Below are 26,631 nucleotides of genomic sequence, written 5' to 3'. Positions count from 1 at the left end.
CCTTCGCCCTAATTCCGGTCGCGCCGGGGATGTCCGTGCATCCGCATCCGTTCGATGCGGTCGGCATAGGCGGCACGCGCACCGGTATCCATCGCGGCGATCCGGTCGATCAATGCCGCGCGCATGACCTCATGCCCCTCGGCCCGCCGCATTTCATGCTGTTCCAGAAGCGCTGCGAACCGCGCGGCGTCGAAGGGCGAAGCCCTGAGTGCCGCCGCCAGTTCGGCCATATCCTGCGCGCGGCGTGACTGCCGGGCATCCAGCCGCCCATGCGCATGCTGGCGCAGATAGTCGCGGTCGGCATCCGGCAAGGCCCTGTACAGCGTTGCCGCCATCGGCAGCGGTGGCCGATGACCATGATCGCCGCCAAAGCGCCAGATGGCCCCCACCGCCAGACCGATCACCAGCAGGTTGAGGGCCAGCGAGCCCAGCAACAACAGGCGGAGCGGCCAGCCCAGCGTCTTTTTCTCCTCTGTCATTCACCCATCCTCGCTGATGATGTCGGCCAGGTCGTAGAACCCCAGCGTCTCGGTTTCGGTCTGCGCACCCAGCACCAGCTGCGCCGGATCCGGCAGGAATTCAGGCGGTGCGACGCCGATCCAGACCCCCGCCGCGCAGGCGGTGGCCAGCCCGCCCATGCCGCGCCAGCCCCCCAGCGCCGCCAGCAGAGCACGCCAGGCGCCATGCGCATGCAGATCGCGCCCCGGCACGGGTCGTGGGGTCAGGCTGGCCTGTACCCCGGCCGCGTCGGCCAGCATCCGCTGCGCCAGCGCCTCGGGCAGGTCGTCCCGCCCGGCGCGCGCCGCGTGCAGCATCCGGTCCAGATCGGTCATGTCATCCGTCATCGTCATACCCCAAAGCTGCGCGCTGACCGGCCAGTTGCCCGGCAAGCGCCCGTTTCCCCCGTGCTGTCAGGCTTTCCACCGCCTCGACCCCGATCCCCATGATCTCGGCGATCTCGGGGTTCGCGAGTTCCTCGATATGGCGCAGGACCACCGCCTGCCGCTGCCGGTCCGGCAGGTGCATCAATGCCGCCTGCAACGCATCGACCCGCGCCGCCTGTTGCAGCACCTCGATCGCTGGTGGCGCGTCGTCGGGCGGTTCGGGCACGGTGTCCAGATCGACCGCCTGCGCCCGCCGCTTGCGGTCAAGGCACAGGTTCAGCGTCACACGGTAGAGCCATGTACTCACCCGCGCCCGGCCCGGCTCCCACTCGGGCGCCATCCGCCACAGGCGCAGCATCGCCTCTTGCGCCACGTCCTCGGCCTCGGCCCGGTTGCCCAGCACCCTGAGCGCCACGGAGAAGGCCCGAGGCCCCAGGCGACCGGTCAGATCCCGCGCCGCCTGGGGATCGCCCTTGGCAAACAGTCGCAACAGCGCCTCGTCCGCCGGGCCGGCGGCCTCTGCCGGCCCGTCTGTCGAAGCGCGTCGCTCCATCGGTCTCAGTTTTTCCGTTTACCGTCGCAACCGTGTTTCATGCCATGGCCGCCATGGCGGTCATGCCCCCGAGCCTGCATTTCCGAGAACTCCTGCTCCGAGATCGCCCCGTCGCCATCGGCATCCATATGTTCGAACATACGCATCGATTTGCCCTCTTTCTGGTGCTTAGGCATCTCGTCCTGGCTCAGTGCTCCGTCCTTGTTCGCATCATGCCGCTCCAGCATCCACGCGACCCGCGCCTTGGCATGGGCCATGGCCTGCGCCTCTAGCTCGGCCTGGCTCAGCTTGCCGTCGCCATCGGAATCGGCACCGGTGAACATGGCGGCACGGTGGCCTTGCATCTCCTCTGGCGTGATCTTGCCATCGCCATCGGCATCGATCTCGGAGAAGTTATGGCGCATGCCGCCCCCCGGACCCATCGCCAGCGCCGAGGTGGCGGTGACCGCGACACCGGTCAAAAGGAGGGCTGCGATAAAGCCTGCATGTTTCATATCGGTTTCCCTTGCTCGCCAGCGGCCCCGTGCCGCCGTTCGTATCCTTGTAACGGCCGGGCGGTGAAACTCCGTCGCGGGCGGCGACAATATTTTGCCATTGCTGGCGCGCCGGGGTAAAGATGCCCTGAGCCCGCCCCTTTTTGCGACATGCCGACGCAAGGCCCGCAAGTGGCCTTTTCCCGGCGACGAAACAGGCCCAGATTGACGGGCAATCCTAGACCGAGAGACCCCATGACCGATCAAGCCCTCTGCGCCGAGACCGACCGCCCGACCTGGCCCGCCATCCTGACGGGTTTTCGCGGGCGTTGCCCCAATTGCGGCGAGGGGCGGCTGCTGCATTCCTATCTCAAGGTGAACGACCATTGCAGCGAATGCGGCGAAGAATACATGCATCACCGTGCCGATGACGGCCCGGCCTATCTGACCATCCTGCTGGTGGGCCACCTGATGGCACCGCTGTTGCTGGTGGTCTTCGAGACCTGGCGGCCCAGCCCGATGACGCTGTTCACCATTTTTGCGCTTGGATGCCTGAGCCTCTCGCTCTACCTTTTGCCTCGGCTGAAGGGGATGGTGGTCGCCTATCAATGGGCACGCCGTATGCACGGGTTCGACAAGAACCGCTGATCCCCGGCCCGGCAGGAGGGGACATGACAGAGCAGCAGGACAAGACGGCAATCCGCAATGCGGCCACGGTAATCGTGCTGCGCGACCGGCTGGACAATCCCGCCATCCTGATGGGGCAGCGTGGCGCCAAGGCGGCGTTCATGCCCAACAAGTTCGTATTCCCCGGTGGCGCGGTGGATGCAGAGGACGCGCAGGTTCCGCTGGCAAGCCCCCTGCCACCTGTCTGCGCCGACCGGCTGACCGAAAAGGCGCCTCAGGGCTTGGGTCATGCGCTGGCGGTGGCCGCGGTGCGCGAGTTGTGGGAAGAGACCGGCCTGATCCTGGGCCGCCCCGGTGACTGGCCCGGCGCGGTGCCCGCCGATTGGCAAAGCTTTGCGGCGACCGGCCACCTGCCGGCGGCCGAGGCGCTGCAATTCGTGTTCCGGGCTCTCACCCCACCCGGCAGACCGCGCCGGTTCGACGCGCGGTTCTTTCTGGTCGATGCCGGGGCGATCTCGGGCGACCTGGACGATTTCACCCATGCCTCGGACGAGCTGTCACACCTGCAATGGATCCCGCTGAAAGACGCGCGCCGGTTCGATCTGCCCTTCATCACCGAAGTGGTGCTGGCAGAGGTCGCGGGCCGGGTGGCCGACCCGGAACCGCCCGCCTCGGTGCCCTATTTCCACAACAACGAAGAGGCGAGCCTGTTCCTGCGCCTGCGCGGCTATCCGATGCCCGAGACCGGGTAACCCGGCCTTGGCCTGGCGCGGCAAGATTTGAAGTCAAATCTTGCCCACAAGGTCTTTTTCAAGACCTTGTCCCGCGCCCGGCTCAGCGCATCCGGCTGATTACCACCGTCACTTCCGGCTTCTTGCCGATCTCCGCCTGAGCAGTCTGGCGTGCGATGCGGCGCAGCGCCTCTTCCAACCGATCGTCGTCGCGCAGCGTCTTCTGGTTCGAGCGCATGAGGAACTGGTTCAGGTCCTCCTCCAACACATCGACCAGCGGCGCCTTGGAGCTGCCGATCTCGGGCAGACCCATGATGTCGCACCAGGGTTCGCCCAGCGGTTCGTCCTCTTCGTCCAGGATCACCGTGACCGTCACATGCCCGTTCAGGGCCATCCGGATCCGGTTGCGGATCACCCCGTCCAGCGCGCCCACCTGCACCGTGCCGTCCAGATAGGTGCGCCCGGTCTCGATATGGGCGGCGACCACCGGCGCATTGCCGCTGAGGTCCAGCATGGTACCGTTCACCGCCACCACGCCCTGACGTCCGCCCGCCTCGGCCACGCGCGCATGTTCGCGCAGATGCCGGTGCTCGCCATGCATCGGGATCACCATCTGCGGGTCGATCAGCGCATGTACCCGCTCCAGATCAGGTCGGTTGGCATGGCCCGAAACGTGATACCGGCCCGAGCTGTCGTCGACCACGTCCACGCCCTTTTCGCTGAGCTGGTTGATGATACGGATGACTTCCTTTTCGTTGCCCGGGATGGTCTTGGACGAGAACAGGAACAGATCGCCCTCGGCCAGTTCCAGCCCGCGATACTTGCCGCGCGCCAGCTGCGCGCTGGCGGCGCGCCGTTCGCCCTGACTGCCGGTCACGATCAGCATCAGGTGATCGCGCGGGATGTCCTGCGCCTCTTCCGGGCTGATCACAGGCGGAAACTCGGTCAGCACGCCGGTTTCCATCGAGGCCTCGATCATCCGCCGCATCGCGCGACCGAGCAGCACCACCGAGCGCCCGGCCCGGGCGCCCGCCTCGGCCAGGGTCCGCACCCGCGCCACGTTCGAGGCGAAGGTGGTTGCCACCACCATGCCGGTGGCGCCCGCCACCAGTTTCTCGATCTCGGGGCCGACTTCGGATTCCGAGCGGCCCGGATTGGGCGAGAATACATTGGTCGAGTCGCAGACCAGCGCCCGCACCCCGCTTTTGCCCACCGAGCCCCACAGATCGGGGTCAAAGGCCTCGCCCACCACCGGGCTGGGGTCGAGCTTGAAATCGCCGCTATGCACGATCCGTCCTGCCGGCGTGTCGATGACCAGCGCGGCGCTTTCCGGGATCGAATGCGACACCGGCAGGAACCCGACGGTAAAGGGTCCGGCCTGCACCTGCTCGGGCCAGGCCGAAACCGTCTGTACCGCCTCCTCGGGCAGGCCCAGTTCGGACATCTTGCGCCGGGCGATATTGGCGGAAAAGGCGCGCGCGTGGATCGGTTTGCGCAACTGGTCATAGGTATGGGCGACCGCGCCCACGTGATCCTCATGCGCATGGGTGATGAACACCGCCTCAAGCCGGTCGACATTCTCGCGCAGCCACGAGATGTCGGCCCAGATCAGATCCACCCCCGGCGTGGTGTCCATATCGGAGAAGGCAACACCGATATCGACCAGGATCAGCCGCTCCTTCCCCGGCTGGCCATAGCCATAGACATAGGCGTTCATGCCGATCTCGCCGGCGCCCCCCAATGGAAGGTAGATCAATCTCTCACGGCTCATACGGTTCCGTTTTCCTTGTTATAGCGATGGATCACGGTCAGCCCGTGCATCGTCAGATCGTCTTCGAAGATATCGAACAGAATTTCGCTTTGCTGAAACAGCGCCGCCAGCCCACCGGTCGCGATCACCTGCATATCCCGGTCGCGTTCACCCTTGATCCGGGCGCAGATCTCCTTGACCAGACCGACATAGCCCCAGAACACGCCCGATTGCATGCAGGCGACCGTATTGGTGCCGATCACCGCCTGCGGCTTGGCGATATCCACATGCGGCAACGCCGCCGCCGCCATATGCAGCGCCTCGAGGCTGAGGTTCACGCCGGGCGCGATCACGCCACCCACATAGGCGCCATCGTCATCGACCACGTCGAATGTGGTGGCGGTGCCGAAATCGACCACGATCTTGTTGCCGCCATGCCGGTCATAGGCACCGGCGGCATTGACCAGACGGTCGGGGCCGACGGCGGTGCCCGCATCGACGCGCGGTTGAACCGGCAACAGGCAGTCGGGCTTGCCCACCACCAGCGGACGGCAGCCAAAGAACCGGTCGGCAAAGACGCGCAGGTTGAACACCACCCGCGGCACCGTGGACGAGATGATCACATCGGTGATGTCGGTCTCGATCCCGTAATGTTTGATCAGGGTGGAATACCAGGTGAAATAGGCATCCGCCGTGCGCGCGTGATGGGTCGAGGTCCTGAGCGTGCACAGGAATTTCTCGCCATCCCAGATCGAGAAGACGGTATTGGTATTGCCGCAGTCAATGGCCAGAAGCATGGCCCTGTCTCCCCTAGAAATAGACCTCTGCCGCCGGGATGCTGACCCGGCCCTGGGCGGTGTTTAGGACAAGGTTGCCGTCCGCGTCCACCGTTTCAAAGGTGCCCACGGTTTGCGACGTTGCGGTGCGGGCGGTGATCACCTCGCCCAGGCGCGCGGCGCGGGCCAGCCAGGCACTGCGGATGGGGGCAAAGCCATAGGTCAGGAATTGAGCCTCGTAGCGGGCAAAGGCGGCGGCCAGTTCGGTCAGGAACAACTCGGGCTCGACCTGCGCACCGGTCTCTGACAACAGCGAGACCGGGCGGACAGCGCCCGGCTCGACCGCGTCGGCGCCGGGGGCATCGGCCAGGTTGACCCCGACACCTATGGCCAGGTGCGCCACACCACTGCCGTGGCCGGTGCTTTCCAGCAGGATACCCGCCAGCTTGCCGCCGTTCAACAGCACGTCATTGGGCCATTTCAGCGACAGCCCCTCGGCCCGTCCGGTCACCGCCACACAGGCATCGAACAGCGCCAGCGCCGCGACAAAACTGCGCAGCGCGGCCTGCTTGGCCTCGCCCACCGGGCGCATCACCAATGTTGCCGCCAGATTGCCCTGCGCTTGCACCCAGGCCCTGCCCCGCCGCCCTCGGGCGGCGGTCTGGCGCCGCGCCATGATCCATTCCGGACCCGACAGCGTGGGCGCGATCCGGCCTGCCTCGTTCAGGGTACTGTCGACCTCGTCCAGCACCCGCTTGCCATAGCCTTGGGGCCAATCACTCATTGCGCAAAAAGGCCCGGTCCACGGACCGAGCCCCCCTTTGTCGGTTGTGTTGCAGGATCAGTTGACAAGCGTCGCCGCCGCGGCGGCAGCCGCCCCTTCGACGCCGAACTGATAGAACAGCCCCACCAGCATCATCGCGGCAGACCCCATCAGTGCCACCCAGAGCACGGGCGAGGAATGGGTGTCGATCGGTTCCTCGTTCTCGGCCCCGAAATACATGTAGAACACAATGCGCAGATAGTAGAAGGCACCAATGACCGACGCGATGGCCGAGGCCACGACCAGCCCCATCAGCCCGGCATCGATACCGGCCTGCCAGACGCCCAGCTTGGCGAAGAAGCCCAGCATCGGCGGCACGCCCGCCAGGCTGAACATCAGGATCAGCACCGCCAGCGCCTTGCCCGGATCACGACGCGAGAACTGGCGCAGGGCGTCGATATCCACCACCGGCTGGCCGTCCCGCTCCATCATCAGGATAAAGGCAAAGGTGCCCACGTTCATGGTGACGTAGATTGCCAGATAGACCAGCATCGCCTGAACACCCGCCTGGGTGCCCGCCGCCAGACCGATCAGGGCATAGCCCATGTGCGCGATGGACGAGAACGCCATCAGCCGCTTGATGTTGCGCTGGCCGATCGCGGCAACCGCGCCCAGGAACATGCTGAGCACCGAGAGCACCACCAGAACCTGTTGCCAGTCGCTGACCGCGTTGCCGAAGGCATCGAACATCAGCCGCGCGAACAGGCCCATCGCCGCCACCTTGGGTGCGGTGGCAAAGAAAGCTGTGATCGGGGTGGGCGAGCCTTCGTAGACGTCGGGGGTCCACATGTGGAAGGGCACCGCCGAGACCTTGAACGCCAGACCCGAGATCAGGAAGATCAGGCCAAAGAGCAACCCGATCGAGACCTCGCCGTGATGGGCGCTGGTCAGGATGCCCGAGAACAGCGTGGTGCCGGTATAGCCGTATACCAGCGAGGCGCCATAAAGCAGCAGGCCGGAACTCAGCGCACCCAGCACGAAGTATTTCAGACCCGCCTCGGTCGATTTCACGCTGTCGCGACGCAGCGAGGCCACGACGTAGAGCGCCAGCGATTGCAGTTCGAGACCCATGTAGAGAGACATCAGGTCGCCGGCGCTGACCATCATCATCATGCCGACAGCGGCCAGCGCCACCAACAGCGGATATTCGAACCGCAGCAATCCGCGCCGCGCCATGTAGTCCTGGCTCATCAGCAGGACGGCACCGGCCGACAGCAGGATCGCCACCTTGGCAAAGCGGGCAAACGCGTCATCAACGAACATGCCGCCGAATGCCACGCGGGTGCCGCTGTCCTGGGTCGCGATCCAGATCGCCAGCACCGCCATCAGTGCCGCCGTGGCCCAGACCAGCGCCGGGCCCATCCCGTCCTTGGTCGTATAGACCGCCCCCAGCAACGCCGCCATCGCATAGAGCGCCAGAACGATCTCGGGCAGGATAATGTACAGATCAGCCTGGATCATGTTCCCAAAGCTCCCTTAATGCGATGCGACCTGGGTCGCGGCTTCAGCCGCGGCCAGGGCCGTGTCAAAGTTCGAAATCAGCGCGGCGGTCGACGGCCCGATGATATCGGTGACCAGCGCGGGGTAGACCCCCAGCAGGATGGTCATCACGATCAGCGGCGCAAAGATGGCGCGCTCGCGCGAGGTCATGTCGGTGATCGCCTTCAGGCTTTCCTTGATCAGATCCCCGAACACCACCCGGCGATAAAGCCACAGCGCATAGCCCGCCGAGAAGATCACGCCCGAGGCGGCGACCGCCGCGACCCAGGTGTTCTTCTGGAAGGTGCCCATCAGGGTCAGGAACTCACCGATGAACCCACTAGTGCCCGGCAGGCCGACATTGGCCATGGTGAACAGCATGAACACACGGGCATAGGTCGGCATCCGGTTCACCAGACCGCCATAGGCGTCGATGTCGCGGGTATGCATCCGGTCATAGATCACGCCCACGCACAGGAACAGCGCCGCCGAGATGAAGCCGTGGCTGAGCATCTGGAAGATGGCCCCGTCGACACCCTGCTGGTTGGCGGCAAAGATGCCCATGGTGACAAAGCCCATATGCGCGACCGAGGAATAGGCGATCAGCTTCTTCATGTCCTCCTGCACCATCGCCACCAGCGAGGTGTAGACAACCGCGATGGCCGAGAGCCACAGGATCAGGTCGGTCATCACTTCTGCCCCCACGGGGAACATCGGCAGGCTGAAGCGCAGGAAGCCATAGCCGCCCATCTTCAACAGGATCGCGGCCAGCACCACCGAACCGGCGGTCGGCGCCTGCACGTGCGCGTCCGGCAACCAGGTATGCACCGGCCACATCGGCATCTTGACCGCAAAGCTGGCGAAGAAGGCCAGGAACATCAGGGTTTGCGCCCCGCCCAGCACGTGCACGCCCAGCACGCTGAAGCTTTCGGACGAGAACTGATGCTTCATCAGCAGCGCGATATCGGTGGTACCGGCATCCACATACATGGACACCATCGCGACCAGCATCAGCACCGAGCCGAGGAAAGTATAGAGGAAGAATTTGAAGGACGCATAGATGCGCTCCTTGCCGCCCCAGATACCGATGATCAGGAACATCGGGATCAGCCCGGCCTCGAAGAACAGGTAGAACAGCACCAGGTCGAGCGCCATGAACACGCCCAGCATGAGCGTTTCCAAGAGCAGGAAGGCAATCATGTATTCCTTGACGCGGGTCGTCACCTCCCAGCTGGCCAGGATGGTCAGCGGCATGATGAAGGTGGTGAGCAGCACGAAGAGAACGCTGATCCCGTCAACGCCCATCTTGTATTTCAGACCCATCAGCCATTCACCCTCTTCCACCATCTGGAAGCCGGTGTCGGCCGGATCAAAGCCGGTATAGATGCCGATGGACACAAGGAAGGTCACGGTCGTCGCAAACAGCGCCACCCATTTGGCATTGCGCTGGGCTGCGGCGTCCTCGCCCCGCAGGAACACGGCCAGGATTGCCGCGGCCAGGGCCGGGATGAAGGTGACAATGGAAAGGATGTTGTCCATCAGTGTGCGCCCCCGCCGATCGACATCCAGGTGACCAGGGCAGCGATGCCCAGGACCATCCAGAAAGCGTAAGTGAAGATGTAGCCCGACTGAGCCTTGCCCGCGAGGCGGGTGAAATAGGGCACCACGCCCATGGCGACGCCGTTCAGGAAGCCGTCGATCGTGCCGCCGTCACCGCGTTTCCACAACAGCCGGCCCAGGGCCAGCGCCGGGCGGACGAAGATGGCGTCGTAGATCTCGTCGAAATACCACTTGTTCTTGAGGAACAGGTAAAGCGGACGCTGATTGGCCGCCAGCCGCTTGGGCAGCTCGGGATTGACGATGTAGAACAGGTAGGCCAGCGCCAGACCCAGCACCATGGCGATGAAGGGCGAGACCTTGACCCATTTCGGAGCCGCGTGGGCATCGTCCAGCACATGGTTGTCGGGACCGAAGTAAAGCGCCCCCTCGCCCGGTGCCCCGGCAAAGGCTGCGTGATGCTCGCCCTCGCTCTTGCCATGCGTCGCGTCATCGCCGTGACCGGCGTCCGCGTTGCCATGGCTTGCATCGCTGCCACTGACCGTGTCGCTGTCCGAGGCGCCATGGGCCGCGTCCTGACCACCCGCAGCGGCCTCGGCCACCGGGATGCCGTAGAACTTGCCCACCTGATCGGCATGGCCAAAGAAGTTGCCGTACCAGATCATGCCCGCAAACACCGCGCCCAGGCTGAGCACGCCCAGCGGCACCAGCATCACCTTGGGGCTTTCATGGGCGTGGTCATGGGTATGCTTGTCGCCCCGCGCCTCGCCATAGAAGGTCAGGAAAATGAGCCGCCAGCTGTAGAACGAGGTCATGAACGCAGCGATCACCAGCAGCCAGAACCCATAGGCGGACCCACCCGCATAGGCGCTTTCGATGATCGCGTCCTTGGACAGGAACCCGGCAAAGCCGATGGTGGTCAGCGGGATGCCGACCCCGGTGATGGCCAGCGTGCCGATCATCATTGCCCAGAACGTATAGGGGATCTTCTTGCGCAGCGCGCCATAGTTCATCATGTCCTGCTCGTGATGCATCGCATGGATGACCGAACCGGCACCAAGGAACAGAAGCGCCTTGAAGAAGGCATGTGTGAACAGGTGGAACATCGCCGCCGAATACATGCCCACGCCAGCGGCCACGAACATGTAGCCCAGCTGCGAACAGGTCGAATAGGCGATCACCCGCTTGATGTCGGTCTGCACCAGACCCACGGTCGCGGCAAAGAACGCGGTGGTGGCGCCCAGCACGGTGATGAACCCGGCAGCCCCCGGTGCAAATTCGTAAAGCGGCGACATCCGGCAGACCAGGAACACGCCCGCCGTCACCATGGTGGCCGCGTGGATCAGCGCCGACACGGGCGTCGGGCCTTCCATCGCGTCGGGCAACCAGGTGTGCAGGATCAGCTGCGCCGATTTGCCCATTGCGCCGATGAAGAGCAGAACGCCGATCACCTCGGCCGCGTTCCACTCACGCCAGAGGAAGGTCATCTGCGTCTCGGCCAGCGTCGGCACGGCGGCGAAGATGTCCGAGAAGTTGATGCTGTCGACCAGGAAGAACAGGGCAAAGATACCCAGGGCAAAGCCGAAATCGCCCACCCGGTTGACGATGAACGCCTTCATCGCCGCCGCATTGGCGCTGGGTTTGCGATAGTAGAACCCGATCAGCAGGTACGAGGCGACGCCCACGCCCTCCCAGCCAAAGAACATCTGTACCAGGTTATCCGCCGTCACCAGCATCAGCATGGCGAAGGTGAAGAAGGACAGATAGGCAAAGAAGCGCGGCTTGTAGCTTTCGCCGGTGCGCCATTGCGGGTCGTGATCCATGTAGCCGAAGCTGTAGAGATGCACGAGCGCCGAGACGGTCGTCACCACGATCAGCATGATCGCGGTCAGCCGGTCCAGGCGGATCGACCACGAGGTCGAGAGCGACCCGCTCTCGATCCAGCGCAGGATCTCGATCTGCTGGGTGTGCCCGTCAAAGCCCAGGAACACGATCCAGCTGAGCGCGCAGGCCAGGAACAAGAGGCCCGTGGCGGTCCACATGGCGGCTTTCTCGCCGATGAACTTCCAGCCGAACCCGCACAGGATGGCGCCCACAAGCGGGGCAAAGAGAATGGTTGTTTCCATGATCCCTTACCCCTTCATCACGTTGACGTCTTCGACGTCGATGGTGCCGCGGTTGCGGAAGAAACAGACGAGGATGGCCAGACCAATGGCGGCCTCGGCGGCGGCGACGGTCAGCACGAAGAGCGTAAAGACCTGCCCGACCAGATCGCCCAGGAACGAGGAGAAGGCCACAAGGTTGATGTTCACCGCCAGCAGCATCAGTTCGATGCTCATCAGCAGCACGATCACGTTCTTGCGGTTCAGGAACAGACCGAAGATGCCGATGACGAACAGCGTCGCCGCGACCGTTAGATAATGTTCAAGTCCGATCATTCGTCCATCCTGTCCTTCGCGCGGCACCGAAATCTTGCAAAGATTTCGGGCCGATTTTTTTGCAAAAAATCGGGTCGCTCACAGCCCCTGCCCCGGTTTCACATCCTTGAGTTCCATTGCCTTGGCAGGGTCGCGCATCATCTGAGCGATGACGTCCTGACGCTTGACGTCCTGGCGGTGGCGCAAGGTCAGCACGATCGCACCGATCATCGCCACCAGCAGGATCAGACCGGCAAGCTGGAACAGAAGGAAATACTGGTCATAGATGATGAGGCCCAGAGCCTCGGTATTGTGGCGATCCGCCGGCACCGGCTGGGCCAGATGTCCGGCAGCGCCCTCGGCGGTTTCCCAGGCGCCATAGGCCATGACGAACTGCATCAGGATCACCAGCCCGATCAGCAAGGCCAGCGGCATATAGCGCGCCATCTCGGCCTTCAGCTCGGCGAAATCCACATCCAGCATCATCACGACGAAGAGGAACAGAACCGCGACCGCGCCGACATAGACGATGACCAGCAGCATGGCCACAAACTCGGCCCCCAAGAGCACGAACAGCCCCGCCGAAGAGATGAAGGCCAGGATCAGCCACAGCACCGAATGCACCGGCTGGCGGCTGATCACCGTGAACAGCCCGCCGGTGATGGCGCTGACGGCAAAGAGGTAAAAGGCAAACACGCTCATTGATCATCGTCCCCATTATCGCCCATGACCTCTTGCGCCAGGTTCAGCGCGCGAGTCATGGCGGGAATGCCGGCAAAGACCGACATCTGTCCGATCGTTTCCACGATCTCTTGTTTTCTCGCCCCCGCTTCCAGCGCGTGGCGCACGGTCTGGCGCACGGCCGTATCGGCCTGGGCGCCCTGGCAGGTCAACCCCGCCAGCGTCAGCAGCAGCCGGGTCTTGGCATCCAGCCCGTCCTTGTTGACGGTATTGCCGAACATCAGCTCCATCACCTCTTTGGGCATGGTGGGCCACATCGCCTCGAACCCCTTGAAGGCCTCGGAGGGAGAGAAATTCTCGAAGCCCGGGTTGACCGCTTTGGCCATGGCCTGGCTCTGCTCAATCAACTGTTCGAACAGTTTCGACATGTCGGTCATGCAACACCTCTTTTGGCTTGTGGTTTGCCCATCCCGACCTCGGCCAGAAAATACCCCAGGAACGATCCCGGATCGGCCTCGCGCTCTTCCATCTGACCGCGAATTCTGCTGCCCCAGAGATGCACCGCCCAGGTGCGCTCGCTGAAGGCACGCGTGGCTACCTCGTAGGGGTCCCAGAACTGGCTCTTGTTCGAATACTGGATCGGAAAGATCACATCCTCGGCCAGCGCCTCGCCGGTCCGGTTATGGATCTGCAACAGATGCCGCAGCACGAAGGGGCCGCTATAGCGGCGCGCATGCATCTGGCCGCGATGCATCGGCGTGTCAGTGCGGCGCAACTCGCGGATACGGGCATTGACCTGTGCGCCATAGAACGGCTGCGGCTCGGGGAATTCGTCTTCGACAGCGGCGATATAGTCGAGCAAGACCGGATCGTCGGGCGCGAAATACATTGTCGTGTTGGCGGGCAGATTGTCGTTGACCGCAAAGAACGAGCGTCGGATGTCCGGGAACCGGTCCGAAACGGGCAGGAAATCGCTGTCGACCCAGGCCATGTTTTCCTGCCGGATCATGTGCAGACGGAAGATATCTGCCGCCATGGCACCCGGCAGGGCGCGCGCGCCTTCGACGGCGCGGTCCGAGAGGTCCCGCTCCATCACCTCACGAGCATCCCGGAATGGGATGTCCGAAGGCAGGTTTTCCGGTCTCTGATACCCGAACAGGGTCACATCCCAACCGGCCCGGACCATGTTCAGCATGCACATGGTCTCCATCCGCGGCAGGCGCGGGCCAAGCCAGAGCGTCCCCAGCGGCGGGGTCGTCTTGCCAGGGGCAATGGAAAGGGTATCCGGCAGGACGGGTTTCATCGGTAAGGCGCGTCCAGTTCCAGGTTGCGGGCGATCTCGGCCTCCCAGCGGTCGCCGTTCGACAGGAGTTTCTCCTTGTCATAGAACAGCTCTTCGCGGGTCTCGGTGGCGAACTCGAAATTCGGGCCTTCGACGATGGCATCGACCGGGCAGGCCTCCTGGCAGAAACCGCAATAGATGCATTTCGTCATGTCGATGTCATAACGCGTGGTGCGGCGGCTGCCGTCCTCGCGCGGTTCGGCGTCGATGGTGATGGCCTGCGCCGGGCAGATCGCCTCGCAAAGCTTGCAGGCGATACAGCGTTCCTCGCCATTGGGGTAACGACGCAGCGCGTGTTCACCGCGGAACCGGGGCGACAGCGGCCCCTTTTCATGCGGATAGTTCACGGTCGCCTTGGGGGCGAAGAAATACTTCAGCCCCAGCTTCATGCCGCCCCAGAAATCCTGAAGCAGGAAGTACTTGGCGGCGCGGGTATAGTCGATATTCGCCATGATCAGCCCCCCACGGTCCAGCGGGCAAATAGGCCCCAGAACCAGTCGAATTTCGCCGCAAAGGCCACGAAGACCACCCAGACCAGGCTGAACGGCAGGAAGACTTTCCAGCCCAGCCGCATCAGCTGGTCATACCGGTAGCGGGGCGTGATCGCCTTGACCATTGCAAAGAGGAAGAAGAAGAACGCCATCTTGGCGACCATCCACAGCACCCCGTCGGGCAGGCCGGGAATGGGCGACAGCCAGCCGCCGAAGAACAAGAGCGAGGTCAGCGCGCACATCAGGAAGATGGCGATATATTCCCCGGCCATGAACAGCAGGAAGGGCGTGGCGGAATATTCCACCTGATAGCCGGCCACCAGTTCCGATTCCGCCTCGGGCAGGTCAAAGGGCGGGCGGTTGGTCTCGGCCAGAGCCGAGATGAAGAACAGGAAGACCATCGGAAAATGCGGCAGCCAGTACCAACCGAAAAAGCCCCAGCCGGTATCCTGCGCCCGCACGATATCGCCAAAGTTCATCGAGCCGGTCGACAGGATCACCCCGATGATGATCAGACCGATCGAGACCTCGTAAGAGATCATCTGAGCGGCAGATCGGAGCGAGCCCAGGAACGGATATTTCGAGTTCGAGGCCCAGCCGCCCATGATCACGCCGTAAACCTCAAGCGAGGAGACGGCAAAGACATAGAGGATGGCGACGTTGATATCGCTCAGCACCCAGCCGTCGTTGAACGGAATCACCGCCCAGGCGATCATCGCCAGCACGAAGGAGGTCATCGGCGCGAGGATGAACACCGTCCGGTCGGCGCCGGCGGGAATGACCACTTCCTTGACCACGTATTTCAGCGCGTCGGCCACCGATTGCAGCAGGCCATAGACGCCCACCACGTTGGGGCCCCGGCGCATCTGGACCGCGGCCCAGATCTTGCGGTCGCCATAGACGAGGAAGAGAAGCGAGATCATCACAAAGGCAACGACCGCAAGCACTTGTGCCAGGATGATCAGGGCTATGCCGCCTGGGGTGTCAAAGAATTCAGCCATAGGTCCTCACACCGTGGGTATTCCGTTTTCGGCGCAGTGCGCGACCACGACTTCGGCGTCGATGGTCTTTGCCCCGCGCGGCAGGGATGGCGAGATGGTGTAAACAGCATCCGCCGCCCACACGCCACCCTTTTCATTCACATTCGTGCGCAAATGACGCGCAAAGCCATAGCCCCGGATCAGGGCATACTGGGCCGCCGCGCATTCGGCATAGTCGTCCAGATCGGCGGCGCTGCGCGCGCCGCTCATCCGAACCCCGAATTGCACCAGATCACCTTCCAGCAGCGCGGTTTCGACGCCCATGTATTGGGGCGCGAAACGCGACACCTGATCCTGCGCCGGCTCGGCGCAGGCCATCAGGGCCAGGGGCGATATGAGCGCGAGGCGGGTCATTCTGCGGCGATCTTCTCCGCCCGGCGCTCCTTGGCGGCGGCCGACAGTTCCGCCATCAGGGCGCTGGCCCGGGCAATCGGGTTGGACAGATAGAAATCGTCTACCGCGTTGCGGAAGCTGGCCGCGCCCAGCGGTCCCTGTTCCAGCGCCTCGACCGTGTTTTCCGGCACCTGGTCGATCTGTGCCAGATGCGGCACCTCTGCCACCAGTGCCTGACGCAACTGCGCCAGCGAATCGTAGGGCAGCGTGGCGTCCAGCTCGGCGCTCAGCGCCCGCAGGATGGCCCAGTTTTCCTTGGCCTCGCCCGGAGCAAAGCCCGCGCGCATGGCCAGTTGCGGTCGGCCTTCGGTGTTGACGAACAGGCCGTTTTCCTCGGTATAGGCGGCTCCCGGCAGGATCACGTCGGCACGATGCGCGCCCCGGTCACCATGGCTGCCCTGATAAATGACGAATGCACCGGCGTCGATTTCGACCTCGTCGGCACCCAGGTTATAGATCACCTCGGCCCCGTCGATGGCGGCCTCGATGCCGCCCTCGGTCGCAGCCCCGATATCCATGGCCCCCACGCGGCCCGCCGCGCTGTGCAGCACCAGCAGGCCCGAGCCCGAGATTTCGGCCATCTTCTGCGCCGCGGCCAGAACCGCCAGACCATCGGCCTCGCGCAGGGCGCCCTGCCCCACGATGACCAGTGTTTTCTTGTTCTCGCGGGTCTCGTCCGAAACGCCCTCGGCGATCATGTCGGCCAGCGCCTTACGGTCGGTGCCCGCATGGAAATAGTCATAGGTCAGATCGGCGGCGGGCCCGATCAGCGCCACTTCGGCGCCCCGGGTCCAGGCCTTGCGGATACGTGCGTTCAGCACCGGCGCCTCGTCGCGCGGGTTGGTGCCGATCAGCAGGATCATATCCGCGTCGTCGATATACTCGATGGCGGCGGTGCCGACATAGGCGCCCCGATTACCGATCGGCAGGCGGGCATTGTCGACGCGGCATTCCACCTTGCCGCCCTGCCCTTCGACCAGCTGTTTCAGGGCAAACGCGGCCTCGACCGGGACCAGATCGCCGATCAGGCCAGCGAGTTTCTTGCCCTTCATCGCGGTGGCGGCGGCACTCAGCGCCTCGGGCCAGGTCGCGGGCTTCAGCTTGCCATCGACGCGCACATAGGGGCGGTCAAGCCGCTGGCGGCGCAGCCCGTCCCAGACAAAGCGGGTCTTGTCGCTGATCCACTCTTCGTTCACGCCGTCATGGTTGCGCGGCAAGATACGCATCACCTCGCGCCCCTTGGTGTCGACCCGGATGTTCGACCCCAGCGCATCCATCACGTCGATGCTCTCGGTCTTGGTCAGTTCCCAGGGACGGGCGGTGAATGCATAGGGTTTCGAGGTCAGCGCACCCACCGGGCACAGGTCGATGATATTGCCCTGAAGGTTCGAATCCAGCGTCTGGTTCAGGTAGCTGGTGATCTCGGCATCCTCGCCCCGGCCGGTCTGGCCCATCTGGGTGATGCCCGCCACCTCGGTGGTGAAGCGCACGCAGCGGGTGCAGGAAATGCAGCGGGTCATCGCGGTACCGACCAGCGGGCCCAGGTTCAGATCGTCCACCGCGCGCTTGGCCTCGCGGAAACGGCTGAAGTCGACGCCATAAGCCATTGCCTGGTCTTGCAGATCGCACTCGCCGCCCTGGTCGCAGATCGGGCAATCCAGCGGGTGGTTGATCAGCAGGAACTCCATCACGCCTTCGCGGGCCTTCTTGACCATGGGCGAGTTGGTCTTGACCACCGGCGGCTGGCCTTCCGGCCCCGGGCGCAGGTCGCGCACCTGCATCGCGCAGGAGGCCGCCGGTTTCGGCGGACCGCCCACGACCTCGACCAGGCACATCCGGCAATTGCCCGCGATCGACAGACGCTCGTGATAGCAGAAGCGCGGCACCTCGATCCCGGCCACTTCGCAGGCCTGGATCAGGGTCATTGCGCCCTCGACTTCGATCTCGTGCCCGTCGATGTTGATCTTGCGGAGGTCAGACATGATCTAATTCGCCCTCAGTAGCGCGCCGATTGCGCTGTTGTTCGAAATTTCCAGCCGGCCCAGTCGGCACAGGTCGCCCGGCGTGTCATAGTTGAGGCCCAGTTCGGCCATGTACTTGCGGCCACGGTCGCGGAACCGTTCCTTTTCGACGTCGCTGTCCAGCACGGCGCGGATCTCGCTGTCGGAATAGCCCAACTCGTTGGCACGGGCGCGCAGGCGGCGGATCTCGCCGATCCCCTTGAACAGGCGCCCGTCGATATCGTCGCAATTCTTGCGGATCTCGTTGGCCACCACGATGGTAAAGATGCCGTCGGCGATCTCGGGCACCTCGCGCAGCGGCGGTTTGGCCGCAGCGGTCGAGGCCACGATGGCCAGGCTGGCGGCGGCGGTCAGGATGGATTTGATCATGACATGTCCTTTCGGTCTGGAAGATCCAGACCGAAGCATGCCGGGCCTGTTATGCAATAACAGCGCGCCCGACCGGCAGGGATATGCCGACCGTCCGCTCATGGCCGCTGACAGGTGCCTTGAAAGGTCATCTTGTCGCCCTCGATCCGCAGTTGCGCGGGGTCGCTGTCGGGGCCGACCTGCCAGTCGATCCTGGAGTTGCCGTAATTGGCGATACAGTACGAGACACCACCGTGCCGCCCCGCCTCGCGCGCGTCGTCAAAGGACTGGCTGACCTTGTCCACCGTCACCGTGAACACCGACAGCGTCGCCTTCTTGTCGACCGGCTTGGCCTTGACCGGAAAGTAATGCCCGCCGAACAGAAGCCGATTTTCGCGCTTGGTGCTGTTGCAGGCCGCCGTCACGGCAACCGCACCGATCAGCAGGGCCAGCGCGGCCCGTTGGGGGAAACGAGAGGCAGTGGGTTTGCTCATCGCGTTCACTCCGCCGCCATCGCGCCCATGCGGCCCGATTTCTGCGCCTTGATGCGATCCTCGATCTCTTCGCGGAAGTTGCGGATCAGGCCCTGGATCGGCCAGGCCGCCGCGTCGCCAAGGGCGCAGATGGTGTGGCCCTCGACCTGCTTGGTCACGTCCCACAGCATGTCGATCTCTTCCAGTTCCGCCTCGCCGCGCACCAGGCGGTCCATCACCCGCATCATCCAGCCGGTGCCTTCGCGGCAGGGGGTGCACTGGCCGCAGCTCTCATGCTTGTAGAACTTGCTCAGCCGCCAGATCGCCTTCACGATGTCGGTGGATTTGTCCATCACGATCACCGCCGCCGTGCCCAGGCCCGAGCCCAGTTCGCCGCGCAGGTAATCGAAATCCATGATCGCGTCCTTCATCTTTTCCCCGCGCACGCAGGGAACCGAGGAGCCACCCGGGATCACCGCCAGCAGGTTGTCCCAGCCGCCGCGAATGCCGCCGCAATGGGTCTCGATCAGTTCCTGGAACGAGATCGACATCGCCTCTTCGACCACGCAGGGGTTGTTCACATGACCCGAGATGGCAAACAGCTTGGTGCCCGCGTTGTTCTGGCGGCCAAAGCCTGCGAACCATTCCGGCCCGCGCCGCAGGATGGTGGGCACCACGGCGATGGATTCGACGTTGTTGACCGTGGTCGGGCAACCATAAAGCCCCGCGCCCGCCGGGAACGGCGGCTTCATCCGGGGCATGCCCTTCTTGCCTTCGAGACTTTCGATCAGGGCGGTTTCCTCGCCGCAGATATAGGCGCCCGCGCCGTGATGCAGATAGAGGTCGAAATCCCAGCCCGACTTGGCGGCGTTCTTGCCCAACAGGCCCGCGTCATAGGCCTCGTCAATCGCGGCTTGCAGCGCCTCGCGCTCGCGGATGTATTCGCCGCGAATGTAGATATAGCAGGCGTTTGCGTTCATCGCGAAGCTGGCGATCAGGCAGCCTTCGATCAGCGTGTGCGGATCGTGGCGCATGATCTCGCGGTCCTTGCAGGTGCCCGGCTCGGATTCGTCGGCATTGACCACCAGATAGGACGGGCGGCCATCGCTTTCCTTGGGCATGAAGGACCATTTCAGACCGGTGGGAAAGCCCGCGCCGCCGCGCCCGCGCAGTCCGCTGTCCTTCATCTGCTGGATGATCCAGTCCCGCCCCTTGGCGATGATTCCGGCGGTTCCGTCCCAATGGCCGCGTGCCATCGCGCCTTTCAGCGTGCGGTCGTGCATCCCGTAGAGATTGGTAAAGATCCGGTCCTGATCCTTCAGCATGCTTCCTGCCTACCTTTGGCTATCCTGACGCAGGCGCCAGAGTTGAAAAATGTTGATCACCGCATAGATGAAACCGGCAAGCGCTGCGAAATCTATCAGCAGCGCATACCGGCCCGGCAGCCCCAGCGCCGGACCGATGAACATCGACAGGACAAGCCACAGCACCATGGTCACGGCGATGACCAAGGCGATGTGGCGACCCTTGCGGGCAATGACCTGTTCCAGTTTCTCGTCCATGTTTCCAGTGCGCGCCACGGATCATGCCGTGGCGCTGTTTCCTTCGTATCGCCACGTGCCCTTGCGCGCGGCAAGTTCAGCTTCGCCCGGCAAGACCTTGGAAGGCTGAACCAATTTCATCTCTTCTTCTGCCTCGGGCTCTGCCACGGTCGCGACCGGCGCAGGCTCTGCCACGGTCTCAACCGGCTCGGGCTCTGCCACGACGTTGACCACCTCAGGTTCCGCCATCGGCGCCGGCGCACTCTGGGCGACATCGGCACGAATGTCCTCGGCGAGATTGCCCCGCGCCTCGGCCTGCTGCGCGGCCGCGGTCATTCTGCCCCCCAGGTAGCCGCCCGCGGCAAAGGCCACCAGTCCGGCGACAACAGCTGTCACGAAGCTTGTCTGACCGAATACCAGGATCACACCCGCGACCACGAGCCCGCCATAGGCCGCCCGTTTCCAGACACGCGCCGTGTCTGCCGATTTGTCCGTTGAGGTCGTCATGATGTGGTCTCCCTGTTGTCGGTTATTCGTCGTAAATTCCGTCCTTCTTCGCCCGTTTGGCAAATTCCGTTTCTTCACCCGCCGCCAGTTGGCGGGCCTGTTCGATCCATCCGTCGCGTTCGATCCGGCCCTTGAATGTCAGCCGTGCATCGACCCAGGCCACCTGGGCCGGGGTCCAGGCCGCGACCTGGTCGAAATGGTAGAATCCCAGCTCGTTGAGCAGACCTTCGAGCTTGGGCCCAACGCCCTTGAGCAACTTGAGGTCATCGGCCCCACCTTCGCGCGCCGCGCTCAGGGTCAGCGGCTGTTCCTCGCCCGCCTCGTCGGTCGTGGTCTCGGCACCCTCGGCCTCATAACGCCATGTACCCTTGCGGCTGGCCAGTTCCTCCTGCCCCGGCAGTGCGGTCGAGGGTTTCAGCACCGGCTCAGCTGCGGGCTTGGGCGCAGGTTTCGTCTCGGCCTTGGGGGTCTGCTTGACCGCCGGTTTCGGCGCGGCGGGTGCGGGCGGCGGGCTGACCTTGCCCGCGCGGCTGGCAACCGTGCCATCCTTGCCGATCCAGGGGGTCAGCAGCGGCACCTCGGTGCCGTCGATCCGCTTGACCGTGTCACCGATATCGGTGGCCAGTTGCACGCTGGCATTATAGCGGGTCTTGCCGCTGTCATATTCAGTCAGGCTGGTCAGCCCCTTGAGAGGCTCGGACGCGTAACGCCCATTCTGCGGGCCGGGTACCGGCACCTTGCCAGCGGCCAGCTCGTCCAGCAGCTCGCCGAACCGCTTGGCGGTCAGATCCTCGTAATAATCCTTGCCGATCTGCGCCATGGGCGCATTGGTGCAGGAACCGAGGCATTCCACCTCTTCCCAGCTGAACTTGCCATCGGCGGACAGGGTATGCGGTTTATCGGCGATCTTTTCCTTGCAGACCGCGATCAGATCCTCGGCGCCGCAGATCATGCAGGAGGTGGTGCCGCAGATCTGGATATGAGCCACGGTTCCAACCGGTTGCAGCTGAAACATGAAGTAGAACGAAGCCACTTCGAGAACCCGGATATAGGCCATGCCCAGCATGTCGGCGACGACTTCGATGGCGGGCCGGGTCAGCCAGCCCTCCTGCTCTTGCGCGCGCCAGAGCAGCGGAATAACCGCGCTGGCCTGGCGGCCTTCGGGAAACTTGGTGACCTGCGCCTCGGCCCAGGCCTGATTGGCGGGCGTAAAGGCAAAGCTGTCGGGCTGTTCGGGATGCAGACGGCGTAGCATTGGTGTTCTTGTCCTTCTCGTTCCCGTTACGCGGCACAGGGCCCGGTGTTGATCCGGATGGAGTTCCCATCCCCCACCCGTTCGGCCTTGCCTCTCGACAGATAATTCGCGGTGATCGCCAGCGTCTGCTCGCGGCTCAGACCGGCCTGAAAATCGACCGCGCCATACTGACGCTCGTCCCGCAGCACGCAACCGACGCTGGCCACGGCATCCAGATAGTCGGCGCGCATTTCACCGGTGATCACGCCGGTGCTGCCGTCGCCCGTCGGCGCAACGTCACAAGCGGCCAGAGCGGCCAGCCCCATCATTCCGATCAAAGTGGATCGCATCGGGCTCATCTGTCGATCTCCCCGAACACAACGTCCATCGTGCCGATGATGGCGGCGACGTCGGCCAGTTGGTGGCCCTTGGCGACATGGTCCATCGCCTGAAGATGCAGATAGCCCGGCGCCCGGATCTTGGAGCGATAGGGTTTGTTGGTGCCATCGGCCACCAGATAGACGCCAAACTCGCCCTTGGGCGCCTCGACGGCGGCATAGACCTCGCCCGCGGGCACATGGAACCCTTCGGTATACAGCTTGAAGTGATGGATCAGGCTTTCCATCGAGGTTTTCATGTCGCCGCGCTTGGGTGGCGTCAGCTTGCCGCGCGCCAGCACGTCGCCGGGGCAATCGCGCAACTTGGCAATTGCCTGACGGATGATCGAGATCGACTGGCGCATCTCTTCCATCCGGCAGAGGTAACGGTCGTAACAGTCGCCGTTCTTGCCCACCGGCACCTGGAATTCGAATTCGTCATAACATTCATAGGGTTGTGCACGGCGCAAATCCCAGGCCAGGCCCGAGCCACGCACCATCACGCCCGAGAATCCGTATTGCAGGATCTCTTCCTCGTTCACCACGCCGATATCGCAGTTGCGCTGCTTGAAGATACGGTTCTCGGTCAGCAGGCCGTCGATATCGTCGAGCACCTTGGGGAAGGTATGGCTCCACGCCTCGATATCGTCCAACAGCGCGTCGGGCAGGTCCTGATGCACGCCGCCGGGCCGGAAATAGGCCGCGTGCAGACGCGCACCACAGGCCCGCTCGTAAAAGATCATCAGTTTTTCGCGCTCTTCGAACCCCCAGAGCGGCGGCGTCAGCGCGCCCACGTCCATCGCCTGGGTGGTCACGTTCAACAGGTGGTTCAGGATGCGCCCGATCTCGGAATACAGCACCCGGATCAGGCTGGCGCGGCGCGGCACCTCGACACCGGTCAGCTTTTCGATGGCCAGGCACCAGGCGTGCTCCTGGTTCATCGGCGCCACGTAATCGAGCCGGTCGAAATAGGGCAGGTTCTGCAGATAGGTGCGGCTTTCCATCAGCTTTTCGGTGCCGCGGTGCAACAGGCCGATATGCGGATCGCAGCGTTCGACGATCTCGCCGTCCAGCTCCAGCACCATCCGCAGCACGCCATGCGCCGCCGGGTGCTGGGGACCGAAATTGATGTTGAAGTTGCGGATCTTCTGCTCGCCTGTCAGCGCGTCCTCGAAGCCCTTGCCGCCATCCATCATCTGTCTCTCCTGTCCGGGCGCCCTGCCCGGCTTGTCGTGTCGTACCGGCCCGTCAGGGCGCGGCCCATGCGGGCGTCAGCGACGCGCCCGCGCATTCCGTTTTGCCGTGGCCCGCACGCGGGCACGTTCCGCCTGCGCCGCCTTGGCCGCAGCCCCCGCCAGGACCAGTCCCAGAGCCGCCAGCGCGGCCAGTTCCCCCAGGATCGTCAGCATGTCAGCGCCGCTCCATCTCTTGCAGCTTCATGGCCATGATCCACAGCAGCACGATGACCACCGGCGAGATCACGCAGGCAAAGGCCCAGTTCCGGTTGATCCCGAAATGCGGCAGCAGCTTGATCATCGGAATGATCGTCGCAGCCGCCAATGCAATCCAGATCAGGAACTCCATGGCTTAACCCTCTTTCTTCTCGTCTCCCGGAAGGATGTAATCGGCGCCTTCCCAGGGGGACATGAAATCGAACTGTCGGTATTCCTGCACCAGGCTCACGGGTTCATAGACAACCCGCTTTTCCGCCTCGTCATAGCGGACCTCGGTATAGCCGGTGGTCGGGAAATCCTTGCGCAGCGGATAGCCCCGGAACCCGTAATCCGTCAGGATGCGGCGCAGGTCCGGGTGGCCGGTGAACAGGATGCCGAACATGTCGAACACCTCGCGCTCGAACCAGTTGGCCGAGGGGTGCACATCGGTGATCGAGGGCACCATATCCTCTTCGCGGATCGAGACCCGCAGGCGGATGCGCTGGTTCTGATACATGCTGAGCAGGTGATAGACCACGTCGAACCGCTTGGCTCGTTCGGGGTAATCGACAGCGGTGATATCGACCAGCGTCGAAAAGCGGCAGCTGCTGTCCGAGCGCAGGAAATCCACGAAATCGACCAGGTTCGACGGCGCCACATCGACATTCAACTCGCCATAGGTCACATCCCAGGACAGGATGCAGTCGGCGCGTTTCAGCTCCAGATGGGTGCCCAGTTCTCTGAGTGCGTCGCTCATTTGGCTCTCTCCTCAGCGCACGATGGTGCCGGTGCGGCGGATCTTGCGTTGCAACTGCAACAGACCGTAGAGCAGCGCTTCGGCGGTCGGCGGGCAGCCCGGCACGTAGATATCCACCGGCACGATCCGGTCACAGCCGCGCACCACGGAATAGCTGTAGTGGTAATAGCCGCCGCCATTGGCGCAGGAACCCATCGAGATCACGTAGCGCGGCTCGGGCATCTGGTCATAGACCTTGCGCAGGGCGGGCGCCATCTTGTTGGTCAGCGTACCGGCCACGATCATCACGTCCGACTGGCGCGGAGAGGCGCGCGGCGCGATGCCGAACCGTTCGGCGTCATAGCGCGGCATCGAGGTATGCATCATCTCGACCGCGCAGCAGGCCAGACCGAATGTCATCCAGTGCAGCGAGCCGGTGCGCGCCCAGTTGATGATGTCCTCGGTCGAGGTCAGCAGGAACCCCTTGTCCTGCAATTCGGCATTCAGGGCCTGGGTGGCGACTTCCTTGTCGACGCCCGCGGTATTGGCACCCGTCATCACTGCCATTCCAGCGCCCCTTTCTTCCATTCATAGGCAAAGCCGATGGTCAGCACGCCCAGGAACACCATCATCGACCAGAATCCCACATCGCTCATGTCCTTGAAGCCGACGGCCCAGGGAAACAGGAAGGCGATCTCCAGGTCGAAGATGATGAACAGGATCGACACCAGATAGAACCGGACGTCGAATTTCATCCGCGCATCGTCGAATGCGTTGAAGCCGCATTCATAGGCGCTGACCTTTTCGGGATCGGGATTGCGGACCGCCAGCACGACGGCGGCGAGAATCAGGACAAGTCCAAGGCCAGCGGCGACGGCCAGAAACACCAGGATCGGGAGGTATTCCCGCAACAGCTCTTCCACGAGTGGCTCCTTTCCTGCGCGCCCGCCTCGGGACGCGCCGTCAATTGGCGTGTTGACTGGACCTTCTCTACCCGCGCCCGCTCAGAGGGTCAACTGAACGAACGCGTCCTGCCACGCATATTTCGACGCAGCAGGTATCGGTTTTCAGGCATATTTTCGGTCAGACACCGGTGATCGACAGGAGATCAAACCTAAGTGTTCCATGCAGGTTTGCGCTTGTCGAAAAAGGCGCCGATTCCCTCGCGGGCCTCATCCGTCTCCCAACGGTCGACCAGCGCCCGGATGGTGCGGTCGATGACCGCGTCATCGACGCGCGGCCCCAGATCGCGGATCAGCGCCTTGGCCGAGGCAACCGCGCCGGGCGCGCAGGCCAGATAGGGTGCGACCTCGGCCTCGATCGCGGCGGCGAGATCTTCGGCAGGCACCGCGCGGGCGAGCAGACCCAGTTCCACCGCTTCGGCGGCCCCGAAGAGACGCCCCGACATGAAGACCCGGCGCGCGCGCGCCTCGCCCATGCGGGCAATGACATAGGGGCCGATGGTGGCGGGGATGATGCCCAGCCGGGTCTCGGTCAGGCCCATCTTGAGCGTGTCGACACCGATCGCGATATCGCAGACGCTGGCCATGCCGACGCCGCCGCCAAAGGCGTTGCCCTGCACCGCGCCGATCAGCGGCTTGGGCAGGCTGTTGAGCGCCTGCAACATCTCGGCCAGCTTGCGCGCCTCGACAAAGCGGGTTTCGGCATCGGCGGCCATCTGCGCCTGCATCCAGCCCAGATCGCCACCGGCGCAAAAGCTTTTGCCCGCACCGGTCAGCACCACGACCCGTACCGCGTCGTCAGCGGCCAGTTGCGCTGCGGCGGCGCTGAGATCGGCCAGCATCTGCGCCGACATGGCATTGTGTTTCTCCGCCCGGTCAAGCGTCAGGGTGGCAACCCCGCGCGCATCCGTGTCGATGGTGATGGTTTCGTACATGACCTCTCCTTCAGAACCGTTTTCCGGCACGGAAAACGGGCCGGAAT

General features: G+C 63.8%; 34 protein-coding genes. 2 read left to right on the top strand and 32 right to left on the bottom strand.

Annotation, left to right across the window (positions count from 1 at the left end):
- Nucleotides 1-8: 8 nt before the first annotated feature.
- Genes AC2FNY_RS13235 through AC2FNY_RS13220 form a run of 4 tightly spaced genes read right to left on the bottom strand, consistent with a single transcriptional unit; the run spans nucleotide 9 to nucleotide 1,931 of the window.
- Nucleotides 9-479 carry a periplasmic heavy metal sensor gene (locus tag AC2FNY_RS13235; RefSeq protein WP_234138993.1) on the bottom strand — a complete coding sequence of 157 codons (471 nt, stop codon included), beginning with the start codon at nucleotides 477-479 and terminating at the stop codon, nucleotides 9-11.
- The gene (locus AC2FNY_RS13230) at nucleotides 480-845 is read right to left on the bottom strand and encodes a hypothetical protein (protein WP_234138992.1); all 366 of its coding nucleotides are present in this window, start codon (nucleotides 843-845) and stop codon (nucleotides 480-482) included.
- On the bottom strand, nucleotides 835-1,437 hold the full coding sequence (locus AC2FNY_RS13225; RefSeq protein ID WP_496802740.1) for an RNA polymerase sigma factor: 603 nt from the start codon (nucleotides 1,435-1,437) through the stop codon (nucleotides 835-837). Before AC2FNY_RS13225 ends, AC2FNY_RS13230 begins: the two co-directional genes overlap by 11 nt.
- A 5-nt stretch (nucleotides 1,438-1,442) precedes the next feature.
- Complete coding sequence (locus AC2FNY_RS13220; RefSeq protein ID WP_234143513.1) at nucleotides 1,443-1,931, bottom strand: EF-hand domain-containing protein; 489 nt, start codon at nucleotides 1,929-1,931, stop codon at nucleotides 1,443-1,445.
- Nucleotides 1,932-2,165: 234 nt separating this feature from the next.
- On the opposite strand from AC2FNY_RS13220, the gene AC2FNY_RS13215 reads away from it, so the two are divergent.
- Nucleotides 2,166-2,558 (top strand): DUF983 domain-containing protein, encoded by a 393-nt coding sequence (locus AC2FNY_RS13215; protein WP_234138989.1) that lies wholly within the window; start codon nucleotides 2,166-2,168, stop codon nucleotides 2,556-2,558.
- 23 nt (nucleotides 2,559-2,581) lie between these two features.
- Nucleotides 2,582-3,289 (top strand): NUDIX hydrolase, encoded by a 708-nt coding sequence (locus AC2FNY_RS13210; protein WP_234138988.1) that lies wholly within the window; start codon nucleotides 2,582-2,584, stop codon nucleotides 3,287-3,289.
- An 82-nt stretch (nucleotides 3,290-3,371) separates the two neighbouring features.
- On the opposite strand, the gene AC2FNY_RS13205 is transcribed toward AC2FNY_RS13210, so the two are convergent.
- From AC2FNY_RS13205 to AC2FNY_RS13070, 28 genes are all read right to left on the bottom strand, one after another.
- A complete protein-coding gene (locus tag AC2FNY_RS13205; protein ID WP_496802739.1) occupies nucleotides 3,372-5,039 on the bottom strand; it encodes a ribonuclease J in 1,668 nt (555 codons plus the stop codon).
- A complete protein-coding gene (locus AC2FNY_RS13200) occupies nucleotides 5,036-5,815 on the bottom strand; it encodes a type III pantothenate kinase (RefSeq protein WP_234138986.1) in 780 nt (259 codons plus the stop codon). Before AC2FNY_RS13200 ends, AC2FNY_RS13205 begins: the two co-directional genes overlap by 4 nt.
- Nucleotides 5,816-5,828: 13 nt before the next feature.
- Complete coding sequence (locus AC2FNY_RS13195) at nucleotides 5,829-6,578, bottom strand: biotin--[acetyl-CoA-carboxylase] ligase (protein WP_234143511.1); 750 nt, start codon at nucleotides 6,576-6,578, stop codon at nucleotides 5,829-5,831.
- Nucleotides 6,579-6,635: 57 nt separating this feature from the next.
- Nucleotides 6,636-8,078, bottom strand: coding sequence for an NADH-quinone oxidoreductase subunit NuoN (gene nuoN, locus AC2FNY_RS13190; RefSeq protein WP_234138984.1), 1,443 nt, complete (start codon nucleotides 8,076-8,078; stop codon nucleotides 6,636-6,638).
- 15 nt (nucleotides 8,079-8,093) lie between these two features.
- Nucleotides 8,094-9,635 carry an NADH-quinone oxidoreductase subunit M gene (locus tag AC2FNY_RS13185; RefSeq protein WP_496802738.1) on the bottom strand — a complete coding sequence of 514 codons (1,542 nt, stop codon included), beginning with the start codon at nucleotides 9,633-9,635 and terminating at the stop codon, nucleotides 8,094-8,096.
- A complete protein-coding gene (gene nuoL / locus AC2FNY_RS13180) occupies nucleotides 9,635-11,779 on the bottom strand; it encodes an NADH-quinone oxidoreductase subunit L (protein WP_496802737.1) in 2,145 nt (714 codons plus the stop codon). The genes AC2FNY_RS13185 and nuoL overlap by 1 nt, the downstream gene beginning before the upstream one ends.
- Nucleotides 11,780-11,785: 6 nt before the next feature.
- Entirely contained in the window at nucleotides 11,786-12,091 is a 306-nt protein-coding gene (nuoK, locus tag AC2FNY_RS13175) for an NADH-quinone oxidoreductase subunit NuoK (protein WP_011048465.1), read from the bottom strand.
- A 78-nt stretch (nucleotides 12,092-12,169) separates the two neighbouring features.
- Nucleotides 12,170-12,772: an NADH-quinone oxidoreductase subunit J gene (locus AC2FNY_RS13170; RefSeq protein ID WP_496802736.1), complete on the bottom strand. Its 603-nt coding sequence runs from the start codon at nucleotides 12,770-12,772 to the stop codon at nucleotides 12,170-12,172.
- Entirely contained in the window at nucleotides 12,769-13,188 is a 420-nt protein-coding gene (locus AC2FNY_RS13165; protein WP_011048467.1) for a carboxymuconolactone decarboxylase family protein, read from the bottom strand. Before AC2FNY_RS13165 ends, AC2FNY_RS13170 begins: the two co-directional genes overlap by 4 nt.
- Entirely contained in the window at nucleotides 13,185-14,054 is an 870-nt protein-coding gene (locus AC2FNY_RS13160) for a hypothetical protein (protein WP_234138979.1), read from the bottom strand. Before AC2FNY_RS13160 ends, AC2FNY_RS13165 begins: the two co-directional genes overlap by 4 nt.
- Complete coding sequence (nuoI, locus tag AC2FNY_RS13155; protein WP_234138978.1) at nucleotides 14,051-14,545, bottom strand: NADH-quinone oxidoreductase subunit NuoI; 495 nt, start codon at nucleotides 14,543-14,545, stop codon at nucleotides 14,051-14,053. The genes AC2FNY_RS13160 and nuoI overlap by 4 nt, the downstream gene beginning before the upstream one ends.
- A 2-nt stretch (nucleotides 14,546-14,547) precedes the next feature.
- Complete coding sequence (gene nuoH / locus AC2FNY_RS13150; RefSeq protein ID WP_234143507.1) at nucleotides 14,548-15,585, bottom strand: NADH-quinone oxidoreductase subunit NuoH; 1,038 nt, start codon at nucleotides 15,583-15,585, stop codon at nucleotides 14,548-14,550.
- Nucleotides 15,586-15,591: 6 nt separating this feature from the next.
- Complete coding sequence (locus AC2FNY_RS13145) at nucleotides 15,592-15,978, bottom strand: YNQ4 family lipoprotein (RefSeq protein WP_164128686.1); 387 nt, start codon at nucleotides 15,976-15,978, stop codon at nucleotides 15,592-15,594.
- Nucleotides 15,975-17,999, bottom strand: a complete 2,025-nt coding sequence (nuoG, locus tag AC2FNY_RS13140) for an NADH-quinone oxidoreductase subunit NuoG (RefSeq protein WP_496802735.1) — start codon at nucleotides 17,997-17,999, stop codon at nucleotides 15,975-15,977. The genes AC2FNY_RS13145 and nuoG overlap by 4 nt, the downstream gene beginning before the upstream one ends.
- A 3-nt stretch (nucleotides 18,000-18,002) precedes the next feature.
- A complete protein-coding gene (locus AC2FNY_RS13135; RefSeq protein WP_496802734.1) occupies nucleotides 18,003-18,407 on the bottom strand; it encodes a DUF5333 domain-containing protein in 405 nt (134 codons plus the stop codon).
- Between the two features lie 98 nt (nucleotides 18,408-18,505).
- Complete coding sequence (locus tag AC2FNY_RS13130; RefSeq protein WP_234138973.1) at nucleotides 18,506-18,880, bottom strand: hypothetical protein; 375 nt, start codon at nucleotides 18,878-18,880, stop codon at nucleotides 18,506-18,508.
- Nucleotides 18,881-18,885: 5 nt separating this feature from the next.
- Nucleotides 18,886-20,184 carry an NADH-quinone oxidoreductase subunit NuoF gene (nuoF, locus tag AC2FNY_RS13125; protein WP_234138972.1) on the bottom strand — a complete coding sequence of 433 codons (1,299 nt, stop codon included), beginning with the start codon at nucleotides 20,182-20,184 and terminating at the stop codon, nucleotides 18,886-18,888.
- A gap of 9 nt (nucleotides 20,185-20,193) precedes the next feature.
- Nucleotides 20,194-20,421 carry a DUF5337 domain-containing protein gene (locus AC2FNY_RS13120; RefSeq protein ID WP_044028549.1) on the bottom strand — a complete coding sequence of 76 codons (228 nt, stop codon included), beginning with the start codon at nucleotides 20,419-20,421 and terminating at the stop codon, nucleotides 20,194-20,196.
- Between the two features lie 21 nt (nucleotides 20,422-20,442).
- The gene (locus tag AC2FNY_RS13115; RefSeq protein WP_496802733.1) at nucleotides 20,443-20,907 is read right to left on the bottom strand and encodes a hypothetical protein; all 465 of its coding nucleotides are present in this window, start codon (nucleotides 20,905-20,907) and stop codon (nucleotides 20,443-20,445) included.
- A 22-nt stretch (nucleotides 20,908-20,929) separates the two neighbouring features.
- Entirely contained in the window at nucleotides 20,930-22,162 is a 1,233-nt protein-coding gene (locus AC2FNY_RS13110) for an NADH-quinone oxidoreductase subunit E (protein ID WP_496802732.1), read from the bottom strand.
- A 26-nt stretch (nucleotides 22,163-22,188) separates the two neighbouring features.
- Nucleotides 22,189-22,500: a hypothetical protein gene (locus tag AC2FNY_RS13105; RefSeq protein WP_496802731.1), complete on the bottom strand. Its 312-nt coding sequence runs from the start codon at nucleotides 22,498-22,500 to the stop codon at nucleotides 22,189-22,191.
- On the bottom strand, nucleotides 22,497-23,711 hold the full coding sequence (locus AC2FNY_RS13100) for an NADH-quinone oxidoreductase subunit D (protein WP_234139054.1): 1,215 nt from the start codon (nucleotides 23,709-23,711) through the stop codon (nucleotides 22,497-22,499). The genes AC2FNY_RS13105 and AC2FNY_RS13100 overlap by 4 nt, the downstream gene beginning before the upstream one ends.
- A 78-nt stretch (nucleotides 23,712-23,789) precedes the next feature.
- Entirely contained in the window at nucleotides 23,790-23,927 is a 138-nt protein-coding gene (locus AC2FNY_RS13095; protein WP_496802730.1) for a hypothetical protein, read from the bottom strand.
- 1 nt (nucleotide 23,928) lies between these two features.
- On the bottom strand, nucleotides 23,929-24,102 hold the full coding sequence (locus AC2FNY_RS13090; protein WP_234138966.1) for a hypothetical protein: 174 nt from the start codon (nucleotides 24,100-24,102) through the stop codon (nucleotides 23,929-23,931).
- 3 nt (nucleotides 24,103-24,105) lie between these two features.
- The gene (locus AC2FNY_RS13085) at nucleotides 24,106-24,708 is read right to left on the bottom strand and encodes an NADH-quinone oxidoreductase subunit C (RefSeq protein ID WP_496802729.1); all 603 of its coding nucleotides are present in this window, start codon (nucleotides 24,706-24,708) and stop codon (nucleotides 24,106-24,108) included.
- 12 nt (nucleotides 24,709-24,720) lie between these two features.
- Nucleotides 24,721-25,254, bottom strand: coding sequence for a NuoB/complex I 20 kDa subunit family protein (locus AC2FNY_RS13080; protein WP_030003237.1), 534 nt, complete (start codon nucleotides 25,252-25,254; stop codon nucleotides 24,721-24,723).
- Nucleotides 25,245-25,610: an NADH-quinone oxidoreductase subunit A gene (locus AC2FNY_RS13075; RefSeq protein WP_011048485.1), complete on the bottom strand. Its 366-nt coding sequence runs from the start codon at nucleotides 25,608-25,610 to the stop codon at nucleotides 25,245-25,247. The genes AC2FNY_RS13080 and AC2FNY_RS13075 overlap by 10 nt, the downstream gene beginning before the upstream one ends.
- Before the next feature lie 191 nt (nucleotides 25,611-25,801).
- On the bottom strand, nucleotides 25,802-26,584 hold the full coding sequence (locus AC2FNY_RS13070; protein WP_234138964.1) for a crotonase/enoyl-CoA hydratase family protein: 783 nt from the start codon (nucleotides 26,582-26,584) through the stop codon (nucleotides 25,802-25,804).
- Between the last annotated feature and the right edge of the window lie 47 nt (nucleotides 26,585-26,631).

It is taken from the genome of Ruegeria sp. BHSC223 (assembly GCF_059613025.1).
This window is presented reverse-complemented; position numbering and strand designations above follow the sequence as displayed.